Annotated in this window: 21 protein-coding genes and 1 other RNA gene; 14 read left to right on the forward strand and 8 right to left on the reverse strand. The window is 49.9% G+C overall.

Annotated features, from left to right (window positions below; all coding sequences use genetic code 11):
- Positions 1-32: 32 nt before the first annotated feature.
- Complete coding sequence (grcA, locus tag D5398_RS04455; protein ID WP_120133608.1) at positions 33-416, reverse strand: autonomous glycyl radical cofactor GrcA; 384 nt, start codon at positions 414-416, stop codon at positions 33-35.
- A gap of 336 nt (positions 417-752) precedes the next feature.
- On the opposite strand from grcA, the gene ung reads away from it, so the two are divergent.
- Positions 753-1439: a uracil-DNA glycosylase gene (gene ung, locus D5398_RS04460; protein WP_120506492.1), complete on the forward strand. Its 687-nt coding sequence runs from the start codon at positions 753-755 to the stop codon at positions 1437-1439.
- A gap of 58 nt (positions 1440-1497) precedes the next feature.
- Here the strand turns inward: ung and grpE are convergent, their stop codons facing one another.
- Entirely contained in the window at positions 1498-2085 is a 588-nt protein-coding gene (grpE, locus tag D5398_RS04465) for a nucleotide exchange factor GrpE (RefSeq protein ID WP_120506493.1), read from the reverse strand.
- Positions 2086-2222: 137 nt separating this feature from the next.
- Here grpE and nadK point away from each other — a divergent pair, with 137 nt between their 5' ends.
- From nadK to bamE, 3 genes are all read left to right on the forward strand, one after another.
- Positions 2223-3101: an NAD(+) kinase gene (nadK, locus tag D5398_RS04470; protein WP_120506494.1), complete on the forward strand. Its 879-nt coding sequence runs from the start codon at positions 2223-2225 to the stop codon at positions 3099-3101.
- 96 nt (positions 3102-3197) lie between these two features.
- On the forward strand, positions 3198-4859 hold the full coding sequence (recN, locus tag D5398_RS04475) for a DNA repair protein RecN (protein WP_162940714.1): 1662 nt from the start codon (positions 3198-3200) through the stop codon (positions 4857-4859).
- Positions 4860-4971: 112 nt separating this feature from the next.
- Positions 4972-5316 carry an outer membrane protein assembly factor BamE gene (gene bamE / locus D5398_RS04480; RefSeq protein ID WP_120135278.1) on the forward strand — a complete coding sequence of 115 codons (345 nt, stop codon included), beginning with the start codon at positions 4972-4974 and terminating at the stop codon, positions 5314-5316.
- Between the two features lie 77 nt (positions 5317-5393).
- On the opposite strand, the gene D5398_RS04485 is transcribed toward bamE, so the two are convergent.
- The gene (locus tag D5398_RS04485; RefSeq protein WP_120135277.1) at positions 5394-5678 is read right to left on the reverse strand and encodes an RnfH family protein; all 285 of its coding nucleotides are present in this window, start codon (positions 5676-5678) and stop codon (positions 5394-5396) included.
- Positions 5671-6105, reverse strand: coding sequence for a type II toxin-antitoxin system RatA family toxin (locus D5398_RS04490; RefSeq protein ID WP_120506496.1), 435 nt, complete (start codon positions 6103-6105; stop codon positions 5671-5673). The genes D5398_RS04485 and D5398_RS04490 overlap by 8 nt, the downstream gene beginning before the upstream one ends.
- Positions 6106-6261: 156 nt before the next feature.
- On the opposite strand from D5398_RS04490, the gene smpB reads away from it, so the two are divergent.
- The 3 genes from smpB to D5398_RS04505 all read left to right on the forward strand — a co-directional run bounded on the left by smpB (position 6262) and on the right by D5398_RS04505 (position 8286).
- Positions 6262-6744, forward strand: a complete 483-nt coding sequence (smpB, locus tag D5398_RS04495) for an SsrA-binding protein SmpB (RefSeq protein WP_112288217.1) — start codon at positions 6262-6264, stop codon at positions 6742-6744.
- Between the two features lie 49 nt (positions 6745-6793).
- Positions 6794-7157, forward strand: a transfer-messenger RNA (tmRNA) gene (ssrA, locus tag D5398_RS04500).
- A 349-nt stretch (positions 7158-7506) separates the two neighbouring features.
- A complete protein-coding gene (locus D5398_RS04505) occupies positions 7507-8286 on the forward strand; it encodes an ABC transporter substrate-binding protein (protein WP_120506497.1) in 780 nt (259 codons plus the stop codon).
- A gap of 193 nt (positions 8287-8479) precedes the next feature.
- Here the strand turns inward: D5398_RS04505 and D5398_RS04510 are convergent, their stop codons facing one another.
- Positions 8480-9262 (reverse strand): DeoR/GlpR family DNA-binding transcription regulator, encoded by a 783-nt coding sequence (locus D5398_RS04510; RefSeq protein ID WP_120506498.1) that lies wholly within the window; start codon positions 9260-9262, stop codon positions 8480-8482.
- A 279-nt stretch (positions 9263-9541) separates the two neighbouring features.
- On the opposite strand from D5398_RS04510, the gene gatZ reads away from it, so the two are divergent.
- The 7 genes from gatZ to D5398_RS04545 all read left to right on the forward strand — a co-directional run bounded on the left by gatZ (position 9542) and on the right by D5398_RS04545 (position 15818).
- A complete protein-coding gene (gatZ, locus tag D5398_RS04515) occupies positions 9542-10837 on the forward strand; it encodes a tagatose-bisphosphate aldolase subunit GatZ (protein WP_120506499.1) in 1296 nt (431 codons plus the stop codon).
- A complete protein-coding gene (gatA, locus tag D5398_RS04520) occupies positions 10830-11312 on the forward strand; it encodes a PTS galactitol transporter subunit IIA (RefSeq protein ID WP_120506500.1) in 483 nt (160 codons plus the stop codon). The genes gatZ and gatA overlap by 8 nt, the downstream gene beginning before the upstream one ends.
- A 75-nt stretch (positions 11313-11387) precedes the next feature.
- Positions 11388-11672 carry a PTS galactitol transporter subunit IIB gene (gene gatB, locus D5398_RS04525; protein ID WP_120506501.1) on the forward strand — a complete coding sequence of 95 codons (285 nt, stop codon included), beginning with the start codon at positions 11388-11390 and terminating at the stop codon, positions 11670-11672.
- A 3-nt stretch (positions 11673-11675) separates the two neighbouring features.
- On the forward strand, positions 11676-13043 hold the full coding sequence (locus D5398_RS04530) for a galactitol-specific PTS transporter subunit IIC (RefSeq protein WP_120506502.1): 1368 nt from the start codon (positions 11676-11678) through the stop codon (positions 13041-13043).
- Positions 13044-13086: 43 nt separating this feature from the next.
- On the forward strand, positions 13087-14136 hold the full coding sequence (gene gatD, locus D5398_RS04535; protein WP_120506503.1) for a galactitol-1-phosphate 5-dehydrogenase: 1050 nt from the start codon (positions 13087-13089) through the stop codon (positions 14134-14136).
- Between the two features lie 4 nt (positions 14137-14140).
- A complete protein-coding gene (locus D5398_RS04540) occupies positions 14141-14995 on the forward strand; it encodes a tagatose bisphosphate family class II aldolase (RefSeq protein ID WP_120506504.1) in 855 nt (284 codons plus the stop codon).
- A gap of 121 nt (positions 14996-15116) precedes the next feature.
- A complete protein-coding gene (locus D5398_RS04545; protein ID WP_120506505.1) occupies positions 15117-15818 on the forward strand; it encodes a GNAT family N-acetyltransferase in 702 nt (233 codons plus the stop codon).
- Between the two features lie 39 nt (positions 15819-15857).
- On the opposite strand, the gene D5398_RS04550 is transcribed toward D5398_RS04545, so the two are convergent.
- From D5398_RS04550 to D5398_RS04560, 3 genes are all read right to left on the reverse strand, one after another.
- The gene (locus tag D5398_RS04550) at positions 15858-16388 is read right to left on the reverse strand and encodes a GNAT family N-acetyltransferase (RefSeq protein ID WP_120506506.1); all 531 of its coding nucleotides are present in this window, start codon (positions 16386-16388) and stop codon (positions 15858-15860) included.
- Between the two features lie 52 nt (positions 16389-16440).
- Positions 16441-17538 carry a bifunctional DNA-binding transcriptional regulator/O6-methylguanine-DNA methyltransferase Ada gene (gene ada, locus D5398_RS04555; RefSeq protein WP_120506507.1) on the reverse strand — a complete coding sequence of 366 codons (1098 nt, stop codon included), beginning with the start codon at positions 17536-17538 and terminating at the stop codon, positions 16441-16443.
- A gap of 98 nt (positions 17539-17636) precedes the next feature.
- The gene (locus D5398_RS04560) at positions 17637-17960 is read right to left on the reverse strand and encodes a GNAT family N-acetyltransferase (protein WP_120506508.1); all 324 of its coding nucleotides are present in this window, start codon (positions 17958-17960) and stop codon (positions 17637-17639) included.
- Position 17961 lies beyond the last annotated feature (1 nt).

Here is a 17961-nt window from a genome sequence, read left to right on the forward strand (position 1 = left end):
AAATTACCAGATTCTGAGAGACTCAGAAGCGATTACAGGCTTTCAGTGAAAGTACGGGTAATCACGTCACGCTGCTGTTCAGCAGTCAGTGAGTTGAAACGTACCGCATAGCCAGAAACACGAATGGTCAGCTGTGGGTATTTTTCAGGATGTTTAACCGCATCTTCCAGAGTTTCGCGACGCAGTACGTTAACGTTCAGGTGCTGACCACCTTCCACGCGCACAGTCGGCTGAACTTCCATCGGCACTTCACGGTATTCAAACTTGCCAAGATCGCTGACAGCAACAATCTGGTCTTCCGCAAAACCCGCTTTTGCACACACACAACGCGCTTCTGCTTTTTCATCATCGAGCAGCCAGAAAGAGTTTTTCAGCGCTTCGTTTTCGGTTTTAGTAATTTGGATCCCGGTGATCATATATTGCCTCCAAGTTGGCTACGGTACTGTTAATTGATTGATGTCAGGCCGGACCACAACCTGTTTTCCTGTTGTCAGATATAACAGCAGAGCACCCCGCATTCTTTGATAAATATCAACCTTATCCTTGTGGGTACTTCTCCATCTCAGCATATTTATGTTTTATATCAATTTTTCCAAGGCCTCTTATTAAATTATTTTTGTAAATTATCAACAAATTTTGCATATAACGTTAAGTTGCCGATAAACATCAGCAAAAGCTCAGACGGGTTTCACTCAACAGGATGAGCAGGTAAGCTACAGCGAGCTAAAATTACCTTCAAAAGGAGAGCATCAATGTCCTCTACTCTCACCTGGCATGACGTGATTGGTCAGGAAAAAGAACAACCTTACTTCGTTGATACATTGAAGTTTGTCGCGGCTGAACGCGCTGCCGGCAAAACTATTTATCCGCCACAGCAGGATGTATTTAACGCGTTTCGTTCAACAGAACTGGCAGACGTCAAAGTCGTGATCCTGGGTCAGGATCCTTACCACGGCCCTAATCAGGCTCACGGCTTATCGTTCTCAGTACTTCCGGGCATTCCCGCCCCCCCCTCTTTAGTGAACATGTATAAAGAACTGGTGACTGATATTCCCGGCTTCGAACGACCTGCCCATGGCTATCTGCAAAGCTGGGCCGATCAGGGTGTGCTGCTGCTGAATACGGTTTTAACCGTCGAAGGCGGCCAGGCGCATTCACATGCCAAACTGGGCTGGGAAACCTTTACCGACAAAGTCATTTCCGCGCTGAACGAAAATCGTGAAGGGATTGTCTTTTTGCTCTGGGGTTCTCACGCGCAGAAGAAAGGCAATATTATCGACCGCAACCGCCATCATGTTTTGAAAGCGCCACACCCTTCTCCGCTGTCTGCGCATCGCGGTTTTCTGGGATGTAAGCATTTCTCACAGGCGAATGCCTTGCTTGAACAACAGGGTCTGGCACCGATTGACTGGATGCCTGTACTGCCCGAACAGGCATAAAAAAAAGAGGCACCCGCGAAGGTGCCTCTTTCGTTATATCAGTCTGCTAAAAACAGAATCAGGCTTTGGCTTTGGAAACCGCAACCATCGCAGGGCGTAACAGACGGCCGTTCAGCGTGTAACCCTTCTGCATCACCATCAGCACGTGATTAGGTTCCAGCTCTTCGGATTCCATCATCGTCATCGCCTGGTGCAGTTCAGGATTGAAAGGCACGTGGATGTCGCTAACCACTTCCATACCGAACTTGCGCACAGCATCCAGCAGAGATTTCAGGGTCAGCTCGACGCCTTCAATCAAACCTACCAGTTCTGAATTGGATTTATCAGCCAGATCGAGAGCACGCTCAAGATTATCGATAACAGGCAGCAGCTCGCCGGAGAATTTCTCCAGAGCGAATTTGTGCGCTTTTTCGATATCCAGTTCGGTGCGGCGACGGATGTTTTCAACTTCCGCTTTCGCACGCAGCAGGCTGTCACGCTCACGCTGCTGGAGTTCTTTCAGCTGTACTTCCAATTCAGCAATACGTTCATCGCGCGGGTCAACGACATCTGCCGCCTGAGTTTCCGCTTGCGCATGCAGCTCTTGTTCCTGATTCAGTTCTTCAGAGACTTGCTCGTCAGGTGTCTTATGTTCTTTACTACTCATGAATCTCTCCGCGTTTTAGCATTAATCTTGCTAGTTGGCTTATTATGGGGATCAAAACCGGGGTTTCAAGGTTTGGTTTTTAATGAAACCGGTCATAATGCAGGAGTCATCACAACCTGCTGAGGATAACCACAGCGATGAATAAAAAATTTGAGTGCATTGGGATTGTCGGACACCCTCGCCATCCTTCGGCACTTGCCACCCATGAAATGCTTTACCACTGGTTAATTTCAAAAGGTTACCGGGTCATTGTTGAGCGACAGGTGGCGCAAGATTTAGCCCTGGAAGATGCCACAACCGGCAGTCTGGCTGAGATCGGTAAACTGGCCGATTTGGCTGTTGTTGTCGGCGGTGACGGTAACATGCTGGGTGCAGCACGCGTTCTGGCGCGCTATGACATCAAAGTTATCGGTATCAACCGTGGCAATCTCGGTTTTCTGACCGACCTGGATCCGGACAACGCTTTGCAGCAGCTCGATGACGTTCTGCAGGGCGAATATATCAGCGAACAACGCTTCCTGCTGGAGGCCATGGTACGCTGCAAAGACCAGCAATGTCGCGTCAGCACCGCCATTAATGAAGTTGTCCTTCATCCGGGTAAAGTCGCGCATATGATTGAATTTGAAGTCTATATTGACGACAAATTTGCCTTTTCCCAACGTTCGGATGGTTTGATTATTTCGACACCGACCGGCTCTACCGCATATTCCCTCTCAGGCGGTGGCCCGATCCTGACGCCGACGTTAGAAGCTATCGCGCTGGTGCCGATGTTCCCGCACACACTTTCTGCGCGCCCGCTGGTCATTAACAGCAGCAGTACGATTTGCCTGCGGTTTTCACATATGAGCAATGACCTGGAAATCAGCTGTGACAGCCAGATTGCGCTGCCAATCCAGCCGGGTGAGGAAGTTGTTATCCGCCGCAGTGAGTTCCACCTGAATTTGATCCACCCAAAAGACTACAGCTATTTCAACACATTAAGTACGAAACTTGGGTGGTCAAAGAAACTCTTCTGATCAGATAAAAATAATTCGCCAGCCCCTTTACTGTATATAAAACCAGTTTATACTGTATGTAATTACAGGTCTGTTGTTATGTACAGGAAGGTGATCATGCTGGCGCAATTAACTATCAGTAACTTTGCCATTGTCCGCGAATTAGAAATCGATTTTCATGCCGGTATGACGGCAATCACTGGCGAAACCGGTGCGGGCAAATCCATCGCTATCGATGCGCTCGGGCTTTGTCTCGGCAGCCGCGCAGATGGCAGTATGGTGCGCCTGGGTGCCAGTCGTGCAGATATCTGCGCACGCTTCACTCTGGCTGATACACCTTCCGCCAAACACTGGCTGGCAGAAAACCAGCTCGACGAAGGACAGGATTGCCTGCTGCGCCGCACCATTAGCAGTGACGGTCGTTCCCGAGGTTTCATTAACGGCACACCCGTTCCCCTGTCACAGCTTCGTGAACTCGGTCAGCATCTGATCCAAATTCACGGACAACACGCCCACCAGCTTTTGCTTAAGCCAGAGCATCAGAAAGATCTACTCGATGCTTATGCCGACCAGCCTGTGCTGCTGGCCGAAATGCGTAAAGCTTACCAAAACTGGCATCAGAGCTGCCGCCAGCTGGCGCAATATCAGCAACAAGTCAGCGAGCGTGAGTCACGTCGTCAGCTATTACAGTATCAGTTGAAAGAGCTGAACGAATTCGCCCCTCAGGCCGGTGAGTACGAACAAATCGATGAAGAATATAAACGTCTGGCAAACAGCGGACAGCTGCTTTCCCTGAGCCAGAGCGCATTGTATCTTCTGGCTGATGGCGAAGAACAAAACATCGTGAGTTTGCTTTATACCGCGCGCAATCAGCTGACTGAACTGGCTGAGCTCGACAGCAAAATGAACGATTTGATTGTGATGCTTGATGACGCGTCTATTCAGGTCAGCGAAGCCAGCGATGAACTGCGCCACTACAGTGAACGTCTGGATATGGATCCGAACCGTTTATACGAGCTGGAACAGCGCCTGTCGCGCCAAATGAATCTCGCGCGCAAACACCATGTCAGCGCAGAAGAACTGCCGGAATTACATCGTCAGTTGCTTGAAGAACAAAAGGCATTGGATGATCAGGAAATCAATCAGGCGGAGCTGAGCGAAGCGGTACAGCATCATTATCAGCAGGCCGTAGCGATTGCTGAACAACTTCATGACAAACGCCAGTATTTCGCCGATGAGTTAACGCATCTGATCACCCAAAGCATGCAGGCACTTTCCATGCCGCACGGTAAATTCAAAATTCAGGTCCAGTTCGAACCGGAACACCTGAATATGGAAGGGGCTGACCGTCTGGAATTCCAGGTCACCACCAACCCGGGACAACCACTCCAGGCACTGGCTAAAGTGGCCTCCGGTGGTGAACTGTCGCGTATTGCACTGGCAATACAAGTGATCACGGCACAAAAAATGGAAACACCGGCGCTTATCTTCGATGAAGTAGACGTCGGTATCAGCGGTCCAACAGCAGCCATTGTCGGGCGTTTGCTGCGTCAGTTAGGTGAATCAACTCAAGTTATGTGTGTGACTCACCTGCCTCAGGTTGCAGGTTGCGGACATCAGCATTATTTTGTCAGCAAAGAAACCGACGGCGAAGTGACAGAAACGCAGATGAACCGGCTTGATAAAAAGGCGCGTTTGCAGGAACTGGCGCGTCTGCTGGGCGGAAGTGAAGTCACCCGAAACACGCTGGCCAATGCAAAAGAGCTGCTCGCTGCGTAAAAAGCTCAACTTTTTTACATTTAAGCGGTCATACAGGTGCCCCGCAAAGGTTTCAAACTGATGAAAGGTCTATTATCATCGGCATCTTATGCCCTAAAGGAATGTAATGACTATGCGCTGTAAAACGCTAACTGCCGCCGCTGTAGCTCTTGTAATGCTTACTGCGGGCTGTTCCACTCTGGAAAAGGTGGTTTATCGGCCTGATATCAACCAGGGGAATTACCTATCTCCTGCTGATGTTCAAAAAATTCATACCGGTATGACTAAACAACAAGTTGCTTATGTTCTTGGCACGCCGATGCTGCATGACCCGTTTGGCAGTGATGTTTGGTATTACGTGTTCCGTCAGGAGCCAGGCCACGAAGGTATAACTCAGCAAACGTTGACGCTGACCTTCAACCAGGCGGGTGAGCTGACTAATATCGACAACAAACCGAAATTGAGCGATCAAAAATAAATCGCCCCGGTGTGATGGTCTCTGGTAACTGCCAAGAATCATCTTTCAGGGTAAAAAAATAAGGCGCCTGAGGCGCCTTATTTTTTAGAACGTTCGGCGCGTATCCGCCGTAACTCTTTCGGGTCAGCAATTAATGGCCGGTAAATCTCAATACGATCACCGTCATTCACCGTATCAGCAAGCTTTACCGGACGGCTGTAGATACCCAGTTTGTTCTGTTTTAAATCGATATCACTGCGTAACTCCAGCAAACCGGAAGCCTTAACCGCCTGCTCTACACTGCTCCCTTCTTCCAGTTTTACCGTGCGCAGATACTGACGTTCCGGCAGCGCGTATACCACTTCAACGCGGATCTCAGACACTGTAAACCTCTTTTGCGCGCAGCGTAAACGCCTGAACCATACTGCCTGCCAGTTCTTTAAATATTTTCCCGAATGCTAACTCAATCAATTTATTGGTAAATTCGAAATCAAGACTAAGTTGAACCTTACAAGCATCAGGACTGAGTTCAATGAAATCCCATCCTCCCGTCAGTTTGCGGAAAGGACCGTCGACCAGTTGCATATCAATGCGTTTATTACTGATGAGCGTGTTTTTGGTCGTAAAAGTCTTACTGATGCCCGCTTTCGAAACATCAACCGCAGCGGTCATGGATGAATCGCTATTTTCTAAAATGCGGCTGCCGGTACAACCGGGCAGAAACTGCGGGTAAGCATCAACATCATTAACCAGGGTGTACATCTGCTCCACGCTGAACGGTACAAGCGCAGAACGACTTATCTGTGGCATATCATTTTCCAGGTGTCATAAAACGTACAGATAATACCATTTATCAGCGCGGTAATAAAAACTACGAAGCACAGTGCGCCACAAACAGGAAAAACTCCCCACTCTGACAGCATGGGGATTTCAATCGGCATCGCTTACAGTATAATAAGTATCACTATGACAAAGAAAAAAGCACATAAACCCGGTTCCGCGACTATCGCGATGAACAAACGCGCTCGCCATGAATATTTCATTGAAGATGAAATCGAGGCGGGGCTCGCTTTGCAGGGATGGGAAGTCAAATCGATGCGTGCTGGTAAAGCAAACATCTCTGACAGCTATGTCACATTCCGCGACGGTGAAGCCTATTTATTCGGCGCAACCATTCAACCTCTTAACGTGGCGTCGAGTCATATCGTCTGCGACCCAACCCGTACAAGAAAATTGCTGCTGAAGAAGCGTGAGTTAGAAACGCTGTTCGGAAAAGTCAGTCGTGATGGTTACACCGTCGTTGCACTCTCTTTGTACTGGAAAAACGCCTGGTCAAAAGTGAAAATTGGCCTGGCTAAAGGTAAGAAAGAGCACGACAAACGCGATGACATTAAAGATCGTGAATGGAAAGTAGACAAAGCACGTATCATGAAGAACTCAAACCGCTAAGTCTCTGGCTTAGCGTGTTCTTTTTCTGGTATACTGCGTAATAGTACTTGGGGCTGATTCTGGATTCGACGGGATTTGCGAAGCCCAAGGAGCATGCCGAGGGGCGGTTTGCCTCGTAAAAAGCCGCAAAAAAATAGTCGCAAACGACGAAAACTACGCCCTAGCAGCTTAATAACCTGCTAAGAGCCCTCTCTCCCTAGCCTCCGCTCTTAGGACGGGGATCAAGAGAGGTCAAACCCAAAAGAGATCGCGTGGACACCTTGCCTGGGGTGAAAGCGTTAAACCCAATCAGGATAGTTTGTTAGTGGCGTGTCCATCCGCAGCTAACCGGCGAATGTAAAGATTGGACTAAGCATGTAGTGCCGACGGTGTAGTAATTTCGGACGGGGGTTCAAATCCCCCCAGCTCCACCAAACAAGGTTTCGGTTATTACCAGATAAGACCGTTACCGCAAAGAAAGCCGCAGCCCGCAAGGGTTTGCGGCTTTTTTATTGCCTCTTTTTAAAAAAATCACGCAAAATGTATCCTGTTGTTTTTAAATCGTAATGCAGCATTTCCTCTAACCCGTCCCCTCTTCTTCCCTCTCTCATGCCGTCAGAAACCCCAACGCCCAAATGTTCCACTATCGCCCGTTTTGAACATAAGTTTGCCGCTTGACCCCAACCGACCCAGTCGTCATATTCAAAAAGATATGCAGTACTTTTACCCCCGCTATCACCTTACGGGGGTTTATTTTTTTAAAGGGCACACCGGAGAATAATTATGAAAAGAAAAACTTTGCTGATCATCGCGGCATTGACAACGACCAGTTGCATGGCACAGGCGGATACCACGCTGCGCTTTGGTGTCGATCCCTCTTTCCCACCTTTTGAATCTAAAGCACCCAATGGTCAGCTGGTCGGTTTTGATATCGACTTAGGCAACGCTATTTGCGCGCAGGCGAAAGTGAAATGTGAATGGGTCGAAACCGCGTATGACGGAATTATCCCGGCGCTGAATGCCAAAAAATTTGATGCGGTACTCTCAGCAATGTCGATGACGCCAAAACGCAAAGCACAGGTCAATTTCTCCGACATGCTTTATCACGTGCCGAGTATTTTGATTGCGAAGAAAGGTAGTGGCTTACAACCAACGGCAGATTCCCTGAAGGGTAAAACTGTCGGTGTAGCTCAGGGCACCACTCAGGAAGCTTACGCGCAAGGTGAATGGCAGAAAAAAGGTGTGAATGTGGTTTCTTATCAGAATCAGGATTTTGTGAACCAGGATCTGGCATCCGGGCGCATCGATGTCACGTTAACTAACGCTGCCGCGGCTGAGACCGGCTTTCTGAAAACCAGGGAAGGCGTTGATTATGCTTTCGCTGGTGAGCCGTTAAATGATACCCGCTATTTAGGTGAAGGAACTGCAATTGGTTTGCGCAAAGATGACCAGACGCATCTCACATTAATTAATAATGCACTGGCTGAAATTCACAAAAACGGCACCTTCAAAACGCTGGAAAAGAAATATTTCACCTTTGAGGTGTACAACAAAAAGTCCTGATATCGCCTCTGCCTGTCGCATGACCCACGCTCTGCAGCAGGCATTTCCCGCGAGCAATCTTCCATTAAATGATTTCAATTACTGCAACGCATCACATAGTGTGCGTGATGCTACGCAACCATCGAAACACCCCATATCCCCTCTTTCAAAGCAGGTTTATAGTCAGCGCCATCTTAAGTCATCGCTTAAAAGGCTATACAAGAATGAGTTTTGTTGACGTGCGTTTCAAAGCTGTACAGGCCTCTTCCGTTATTTCGCTGTCCGTGATGATGGTGTCGATTTTTTCCATCGGCAGTACAAGGTTGTAACCGCGGCGTCCAAATTTTGTGGAATCCGTGACAACGACCACGTGCTGAGCTGCATCGGCCATGATACCGCTGATGCTGTAGCCTTCGTTAAAAGTAGTGATCCCAGTGGCCGCATCCAGACCATCGGCGCCCACAAACATCAGGTTGGCCACAATGCCCTGCAACGCATATTCAGTGATATTGCCATGTAATGAACGGGTTTTATGCCGCAACGTTCCACCGCAAACCACCAATGTAATGTCAGGATTTTCGGACAAAACAAAAGCAGCAGGAAGATTGTTAGTGATTACCGTTATGTCCCCTGATTTTACTAACTCTTCGGCCAACAACATCGTTGTGCTACCACTGTCGAGGATGACGGTATCTCCGGGTTTAACCATGCCGGCAGCAGCTTGCGCAATACGTTTTTTGGGATCGCTGGCCTGAAGATAGCGCTCTTCTAAAACTAATTCTCCCGGCTGCTTTTCATGGCCGGATGCTTCCTTCGCCGTCCACTTTGCCGCACCACCATGAAAGCGGCTAAGCGCGCCTTTTTGTTCCAGCAGACTCAAATCCGAACGAATGGTCACCTCCGAAACTTCGAAAGCACTCGAAAGGTCCGCAACGAGAACACTGCCATTCTCATTCACTAAATCAATGATTTTATTACGACGTTCATAGGTATTCATTATGAGTAATCCGAAAGGTCATATTCCTCACAGTGTAAACAAAAGGCAACTTAATGAGGAGCAAAAATTCCCTGCGATGTGAATCATCTCAACACCCGATGCCAATGTGTGGCTGACAGAGATTTTGGCTTTTCATTTTCTGATGCGGCGCCTTAAACGAAAGAAAACGAATGCAATAAACTTACGAAACATTTCGATCACCATCACATAATGCAGAAAACGCTATTGTTTGCCTTTCGCAAAGGTACGATCCTCTTCGGAAACAAACGGAGGCTTAAAATGAAAGATATTATTGCTAAACACAAGGCAAGTGAAAGGATCGGCATCTGCTCAGTATGCTCTGCGCATCCTCTGGTGATTAAGGCGACGTTACAGGAAGACCTGCATACAGATCGCAAAGTGCTTATTGAAGCGACTTCCAATCAGGTCAATCAGTTTGGCGGTTATACCGGCATGATGCCGATGGATTTTCGAGATTTCGTTCTCGCGATTGCCGAAAAAATGGGATTCCCGACGCATCGTCTGATTTTAGGGGGTGACCATCTTGGGCCAAACTGCTGGCAAAATGAAAGCGCTGAAAACGCAATGGCAAAGGCAGAGGTGCTGATTGCCCGCTATGTTGAAGCTGGATTCAGCAAAATCCATTTGGATGCATCGATGTCCTGCGCGGACGATCCTGTCCCTCTGGATCCTCTGGTGGTAGCTCAACGCGCAGCGCGTTTATGTCAGGTCGCAGAAAGAGTCGCTACGGCACAACAGAAAAAGCGGCTGACCTATGTCATCGGTACCGAAGTTCCGGTGCCCGGCGGTGAGTCTTCCGCCATTGAGCATGTCCATGTCACCAAAGCCGCAGATGCCAAAGCCACTCTCGACATGCATCATCAGGCATTTCGTGAACTTGGGCTCAATGACGCAATAGGCAGAATTATCGCCGTCGTAGTCCAGCCAGGTGTTGAATTCGACCATAGCCGTGTTATCCACTACCAGCCTGAGCTCGCCAGGGATCTGTCTGCTTATATTGCGACTACTCCGCTAATTTACGAGGCCCATTCCACCGATTACCAGACCCGCGATTCCTATCGCAGCCTGGTAAAGGATCACTTCGCCATCCTGAAAGTAGGTCCTGCGTTGACTTTTGCCTTAAGGGAAGCCGTTTTCGCACTGGCAAACATTGAACAGGTACTGATTGCACCCGAGTCACGCAGCCAACTCCTGACAGTGATTGACAGCGTCATGCTTGATGAACCCGGCTACTGGAAAAAATATTATCACCCGACATTCAGCCTTTCGCTCATAGACCTGCACTTCAGTCTGTCAGACCGCATTCGCTACTACTGGCCTCATCCCCGCATTAACCGGGCGGTGGATATGCTAATCGCTAATCTGCAATCAGTGTCGATCCCTCTGGGTTTACTGAGTCAGTACCTCCCCGCCCAGTTTGAAAGAGTGATGAGCGGCGAACTCGTCAGCGGCCCACACGAACTTATTATCGATAAAATTCAGGATGTTTTACGCGCGTACCACTTTGGTTGTACACCCCAGCAAACCGTTCTGGAAGGATCCTGTCATGCATAACTGCGAGATTTTCGTCAAAACCGGTATCAGTTTTGCGGATCATCACGAAGCACTTACGCATATCGGTGAACGAATGGTTCACGAAGGCGTAGTGGAAACGTCATATCCACTCGCGCTGATTAATCGTGAAGCTGAATTTCCAACGGGGATCCAACTGGAACACCATGCGGTCGCTATTCCTCATTGCGAAGCGACACATGCCCGCAGCCCGGCTATTTATCTGATCAGGCCCGACACAGCGGTGGAATTTTTTCAGGCAGACGACGACGGTACCATTCCTGCATCCCTGATCATTGCCCTGATAGTCACTCATCCCTCTGAACAGCTGAAGTTATTACGCCAGTTATTCAGCAAGTTACAGGATTCCGTTTTTTGTGAAAGCCTGCTGGCTGCACCTGAAGCGCAACTTTCCACGCTGTTTCAACAACACATCTTTATCTCACCACCGGAGAAGCAATCAGCAGTTTGCACCTGAACGTATTCTCAGCATTGAATCTGACGTCTTACCTAAAAAAATAATATTAAAAACAATCCATTAAGGAGCCTTAACGTGAAGCGAAAAATTATTGTCGCCTGTGGCGGAGCTGTTGCCACATCTACGCTGGCAGCAGAAGAAATAAAAGAACTGTGTGAGGCACACGGCATACAAGTGGATCTCGTGCAGTGTCGCGTAACAGAGATCGAAACCTATATGCACGGTGCCCATCTGATCTGTACCACTGCCAAAGTCGACCGGACATTCGGCAGCATTCCGGTCGTCCACGGGATGCCGTTTATCTCGGGTGTGGGCATGGATGCGTTGCGCCAGCAAATACTGACCCTGTTAAAGGAGTAAGCCATGTTTACCGAAATAATGCGCTACATCCTGGACCTCGGGCCGACTGTGATGTTGCCCGGCGTCATCATTGTATTCTCTCTGATATTAGGGATGAAACTGGGGGATTCTTTTAAATCGGCAATTCATATCGGCATAGGTTTTGTCGGTATCGGATTAGTGATTGGGCTGATGCTCGACTCTATCGGTCCCGCAGCAAAAGCCATGGCTGAGCACTTTCAAATAAATCTGCAGGTTATCGATATTGGCTGGCCAGGTTCGTCCCCAATGACCTGGGCTTCACAAATTGCACTGGTCGCCATTCCGATAGCTATCGGAGTGAATATTGTGATGCTGCTGACTCGCATGACGCGTGTGGTCAATGTGGATATCTGGAATATCTGGCACATGACATTCACGGGCGCCATGTTGCATCTGGCCACCGGCTCTTACTGGCTGGGGATTATGGGTGTTGTGGTGCATGCGGCGTTTGTCTACAAACTGGGTGACTGGTTTGCGAAAGACACACGGGATTTCTTTAATCTTGAAGGCATTGCGATTCCGCACGGTTCTTCGGCTTATCTTGGCCCGATCGCTGTGCTCGTCGATACGATAATCGAGAAGATCCCTGGCCTGAACAAAATTCATTTCAGCGCTGACGATGTTCAAAAACGTTTCGGTCCCTTTGGGGAACCGGTCACCGTCGGTTTTGTAATGGGGCTGATTATTGGTTTCCTCGCCGGTTACGACGTCAAGGGTGTACTGCAACTGGCCGTTAAAACAGCAGCAGTGATGCTCCTGATGCCACGCGTGATCAAACCGATCATGGACGGCTTAACGCCTATTGCCCGCCATGCGCGTACCCGCTTGCAAGCCCGCTTTGGCGGACAGGAATTCCTGATTGGTTTGGATCCCGCCCTTCTGCTCGGTCATACCGCGGTGGTTTCTGCCAGCCTGATCTTTATTCCACTGACCATCCTGATTGCCGTACTGGTACCAGGTAATCAGGTTCTGCCTTTTGGGGATCTCGCCACTATCGGTTTCTTCGTTGCTATCGCCGTAGCCGTGCATCAGGGCAACCTGTTCCGCACCCTTATTTCCGGCTGCATCATCATGAGCATCACGTTGTGGATTGCAACCCAGACTATCGACCTGCATACACAACTGGCAGCTAATGCCGGTGCACTTACCGCAGGCAGCAGAGTCGCATCGATGGATCAGGGTGGTTCACCCATCACCTATCTGCTGATACAGCTCTGCACGCTGAAGAATATCGCAGGGCTCAGCGTTATCGGCGTCCTCTACGCCATCGGTGTTTTCCTGACATGGCGTCGTGCGCGCAACTTTACTCAGGCTGAAAAACTGGCAGTTATTGCACAAGCCACTGCTTAACTTCATCTCAGCGGGGGGATACCTCCGCTCAAGGAAACCGACTATGAAATCTGTTGTTGTAAACACCGGTGGGAAGATGACAGTTGAAGAGCTTCCGGCTCCGGAACTCAAAGGCTGCGGTGATGTATTGGTTCGCATCGCCTATTCAGGGCTTTGCGGCTCAGATATTCCGCGCATCTTCGCCAATAGCTCGCATTTTTATCCCATTACCCTCGGCCATGAATTTAGCGGTCATGTCGTCAGCCTCGGGAAAGATATTCACGACCTGAAGGAAGGTGATGCCGTGGCCTGCGTACCGTTACTCCCTTGCTTCGAATGCGCGGAGTGCATGAAAGCAGCTTATTCACAGTGCAAACATTACGACTTTATTGGCTCCCGCCGGGGGGGAGGACACGCTGAATATGTGGTCGTTTCCCGCAAAAACTTATTCAAATTGCCGGAAAAGGCCTCCCTTTTGCAGGGTGCATTCCTCGAGCCAATCACAGTAGGTTTACATGCCCTTAAACTGGCCGGTGGGTGTCAGGATAAAGAGGTCATTGTGATTGGCGCGGGTACCATCGGACAACTCATCATCCAGGCGGCCAGCGCACTGGGCGCAAAATCCGTAACGGCCATTGATATTAATCCTCAGCGCCTGGCTCTTGCGCTGGAAACCGGTGCAAGTCATGCCTTTAACAGCGCGACGCTGAGCGCTGACGACATTCGCCAGAAAACACATGAACGACGTTTTAATCAGTTGATCATTGAAACAGCCGGTACGCCGCAGACTGTCGCGCTTTCCCTTGATATTGCCGGACCAAAAGCTCAGGTGGCGCTTGTGGGGACGTTGCACAAAGACCTGACCCTGAACGTTGCTACCTTCAGCCATATCCTGCGTAAAGAACTGACCTTACTGGGCAGCTGGATGAATTATTCCGCTCCCTGGCCTGGCAGTGAATGGCAGCAGGCGACACAACTTTTTGCCGAGAAAAAGATAAATCTGGAAGCGCTGATCTCAAGCATTGGAGCACCGAAAGAATTTGTCAGGGAAGTGACGGCACTCGCAGGAAAGCCGATGACAGGTAAAATTTTACTGGATATGACGGGGAGCTGAAACAATGTATCTGATTTCAAACAGGGAAATGCTGCTTGCCGCTCAGCGTGAAGGCTATGCCGTACCGGCTTTCAACGTCCACAACCTGGAGACAGTACAGGTTGTCGCTGAAACCGCAGCAGCAATGAACTCACCGGTCATTCTTGCAGGAACGCCAGGGACTTTCAGCTATGCAGGAACAGACTATCTGATCTCGATATGTCAGGAAGCGGCGCGTAAGTACCGTATTCCGCTGGCTCTGCATCTGGATCATCATGAAGACTATGCTGACATTGAAGGTAAAGTCCGCGCAGGGATCCGCTCGGTCATGATTGACGCCTCTCACTTCCCGCTGGCAGAAAATATCAAACAGGTGTGCGAAACCGTCAGACTTTGCCATAGCTTTGACGTCAGTGTCGAAGCGGAGTTAGGCCGGCTCGGTGGTCAGGAAGACGATCTGGTGGTGGAAGAAGGCGACAGCTTCTTTACCGACCCGATAGTGGCAAAACACTTTGCTGAAGCCACTCGAATTGATTCGCTAGCCGTCGCCATTGGTTCCGCTCACGGCCTGTATCAGGGAGAGCCTAAACTGGATTTCACCCGTCTCGGGCAAATCCGTCAGCAGGTTGATATTCCGCTGGTTCTGCATGGCGCATCGGGTATTCCGGAAAGCATGATACACCGGGCTATCGGTTTGGGGATCTGCAAAGTGAATGTAGCGACAGAACTGAAAATTGCATTTGCCGGTGCTGTGAAAGAGTATTTTGCAGAACATCCGGACGCTAACGATCCGCGGAAGTACATCGTGCCGGGGAAACTCGCAATGCAAAAAGTCGTGGAAGAAAAAATCAGGATCTGCGGAAGTAGCGGGCGCTTATGACAGGTCTGTATTAACGAAGCGGGCCTGCGCCCGCTTTCCGGGATTTTATTAAAGTGCAGGTTGCAGCCACCATTTCATTCTGATTTTATGGAGGTTCATTAATAGTAAAATGGAAACTGCTATGACCACCCTGAACCACTTTGGCCAACCCATTGGTGACGCCCTTCCCGACTGGCAACCCCGTGAACTCCCTGCATCTGTCCAGCTTGATGGTCTCTGGTGTCACCTTGAACCTCTGACCTGCGAGCGCCACAGTCAGGATTTATTTAACGCCTGGCATAGCATTGATGACAATCGTGACTGGACATATCTCGCTGTTGATCGTCCTGCAACTCAGGCAGATTGCGACGTGTTTATTTCCCAGCAGGAGAAAAGCCAGGATCCGCTATTTTTTGCTGTTATCGACAACGAAACACAGCGCGCTGTGGGTAGCGTTTCTCTGATGCGTATTGATGCCGTGAATGGCGTTGCCGAAATTGGCTGGGTGAACTGGTCACCGCTCATGAAACGCACACGCTTTGGCACTGAAGCCATTTACCTGCTGCAACGTTATTTGTTTGATACGTTGAAATATCGCCGCTGCGAATGGAAATGCCATAGTCTGAACGAGCCGTCAAAACTGGCGGCAAAACGCTTCGGGTTTGAGTATGAAGGTATGTTCCGTCAGGCCATCATCAATAAAGGCCATAACCGCGATACCTGCTGGTATTCGGTTCTTGACCACGAATGGCCAGCCTCTAAGGCAGCGTTTGATCACTGGTTAAGTGCAGACAATTTCAGTGCGGAAGGTCAGCAGAAGAGACGTCTGGAAGAATTTCGTTAATCTTTTCAGCCCGCGTGGCTCTCTGAGCGCGGGCTGAATTTAAAGAGTTAACACTGAAATATCTGGCCAGGCATAGATAATATTAGACGAACGCCAGAGTGGCCCTGCATCGGTATAGCGTCCCGCTTCATTGCCACCTAAAGCCCGGTAAAACCGAATTGCTGGCTCGTTACCTTCAACAACACCAAGCCCTGCGCTGCGGTAACCTTCTGCCATCAGATGCGAGGCAGCTTTGTCGATCAAACGTCTGCCAATTCCCTGGCGCTTAAATGCCGGAGAAACATACAAAAATTTGATTTCCGCCATATCGCCAAATTCAGGATTTGAAGACGACGATGCCAGGGTAAATCCGGCTATTTCTCCTTCAGCTTCGGCAACAAAAATACCTTGCCCCGCAGCGGGATGCGCAAACTTGTCTCGCCAGAATGATATCCGCTTTGGCACGTCCAGAGCGACAAATGCGTCCGGTGGTGCCAGCTCGCGATAGGTATCACGCCAGACTGTGACGTGTAAGTTAGCAAGAGCATCGATATCGTTGGGTTCAGCAATCCGTAAAGTGAAGACTGGCACGGCATTCCTCATTATTAAATGTTAGGAAAATCATCAAGTCAGCTGAGTATAGTCAGCCTTTCTCTTCCCGCGCCAGCAAACTGCGTTTTCGTTCCACGCCCCAGCGATAACCAGAAATATTACCGCCGGTTTTTACCACCCGATGGCAGGGAATGGCGACCGCCAGCAAATTCGCGGCGCAGGCACCGGCCACGGCGCGGACTGATTTAGGTGAGCCAATTTTACTGGCAATCTCGGCATAGCTGGCAGTATTTCCCGGCGGGATATCACGTAATGCCTGCCACACGCGTTGCTGAAAAGCCGTCCCGCGAATATCCAGTGGCAAATCCAGCCCGATATGGGGCGCTTCGACAAAGCCAACAACCGTAGCAATTCGCTGTTCGAACTCCGGATCGCCACCCAATAATTCCGCTTGTGGAAAACTGTTTTGCAGCTCACTGATCAGCTTTTCAGGATCGTCTCCCAGCAAAATGGCGCAGATCCCACGCTGACTTTCAGCCACCAGAAGATCGCCAAATGAAGAGTTGCCGATGGCAAACCAGACGCGCACGTCGCGGCCACCGCAGCGAAAATTCTGCGGCGTCATGCCAAGCGTCGCTGCGGAGGTTTCATAAAACCGACCATCGGAAGGATAGCCCGCCGCGTGAATAGCCTCGGTGACGGTCGACGATTCTGTCAGTTTTTCACGCACGCGACGGGCGCGCTGTGCCTGCTGATATTCTTTCGGTGTCACCCCGGTTTGCGCTTTAAACAGACGATGGAAATGATAAGCACTGATGCCCACTTCGGCGGCCAGCTGGTTAAGCGTCAGCATGTCGGCGGATTGTTCCAGTAACCGGCAAGCCTGTGTCACGCGCTGAGCGTGAAATTGCGCCAGTGAGACCAGTCCCTGACGGCAACGCTTACAGGGGCGAAATCCGGCCTGTTCGGCTGATTCGGCGTCATCAAAATAGAGGATATTTTCCGGCTTCGGCTGACGCGACGAACAGGAAGGCGCGCAGTAAATCCCGGTAGTTTTGACGGCATAGACAAATTTGCCGTCTGCCGTTGCATCGCAGCTGACAACGGCCTGCCAGCGTGGATCCAGCGCTTGTGCACTCATTTGTGTTTGCGTTCCGGTTTTAGCGGGGATTGCGGTTTTACCTGACATTTTATTTGCCTCACGTTTTCCAGCTCAGTGAAGTGAGCTTATACCGCTGACCTTACAGCCGCCCTCCGGCTCTTGCTTTCTCATTCGGCGCAGAGTATTCAGCCTTCTACCGGTTTTAGTGGCGTATCAAGGATCTGCTGATAAAAGGCCAGATCCAGCCAGCGGTCGAATTTAAAAGCCGCTTGTCTGATGGGCCAGGCGCGAAAGGTGCCGTAACTGGCGAAGCCCAGCAGCGTCCCCTGCCCGTCTTCCAGTCCGAGCACCGGGACGTTATTGGTCAGTTTAGTGGCAAACCAGGGAGTCATACAGTCGATATGTCGCGGTTTATAATCATACAACGCCGTGGATGTCAGGATCGCATCATTAAAAATATCCAGAATCGCAACAGCGTGCTCGCACTCAGTGCAGGTGATCATTTTCATC

This window comes from Rahnella bruchi (assembly GCF_003614975.1).
Classification (GTDB): Bacteria; Pseudomonadota; Gammaproteobacteria; order Enterobacterales; family Enterobacteriaceae; genus Rahnella; species Rahnella bruchi.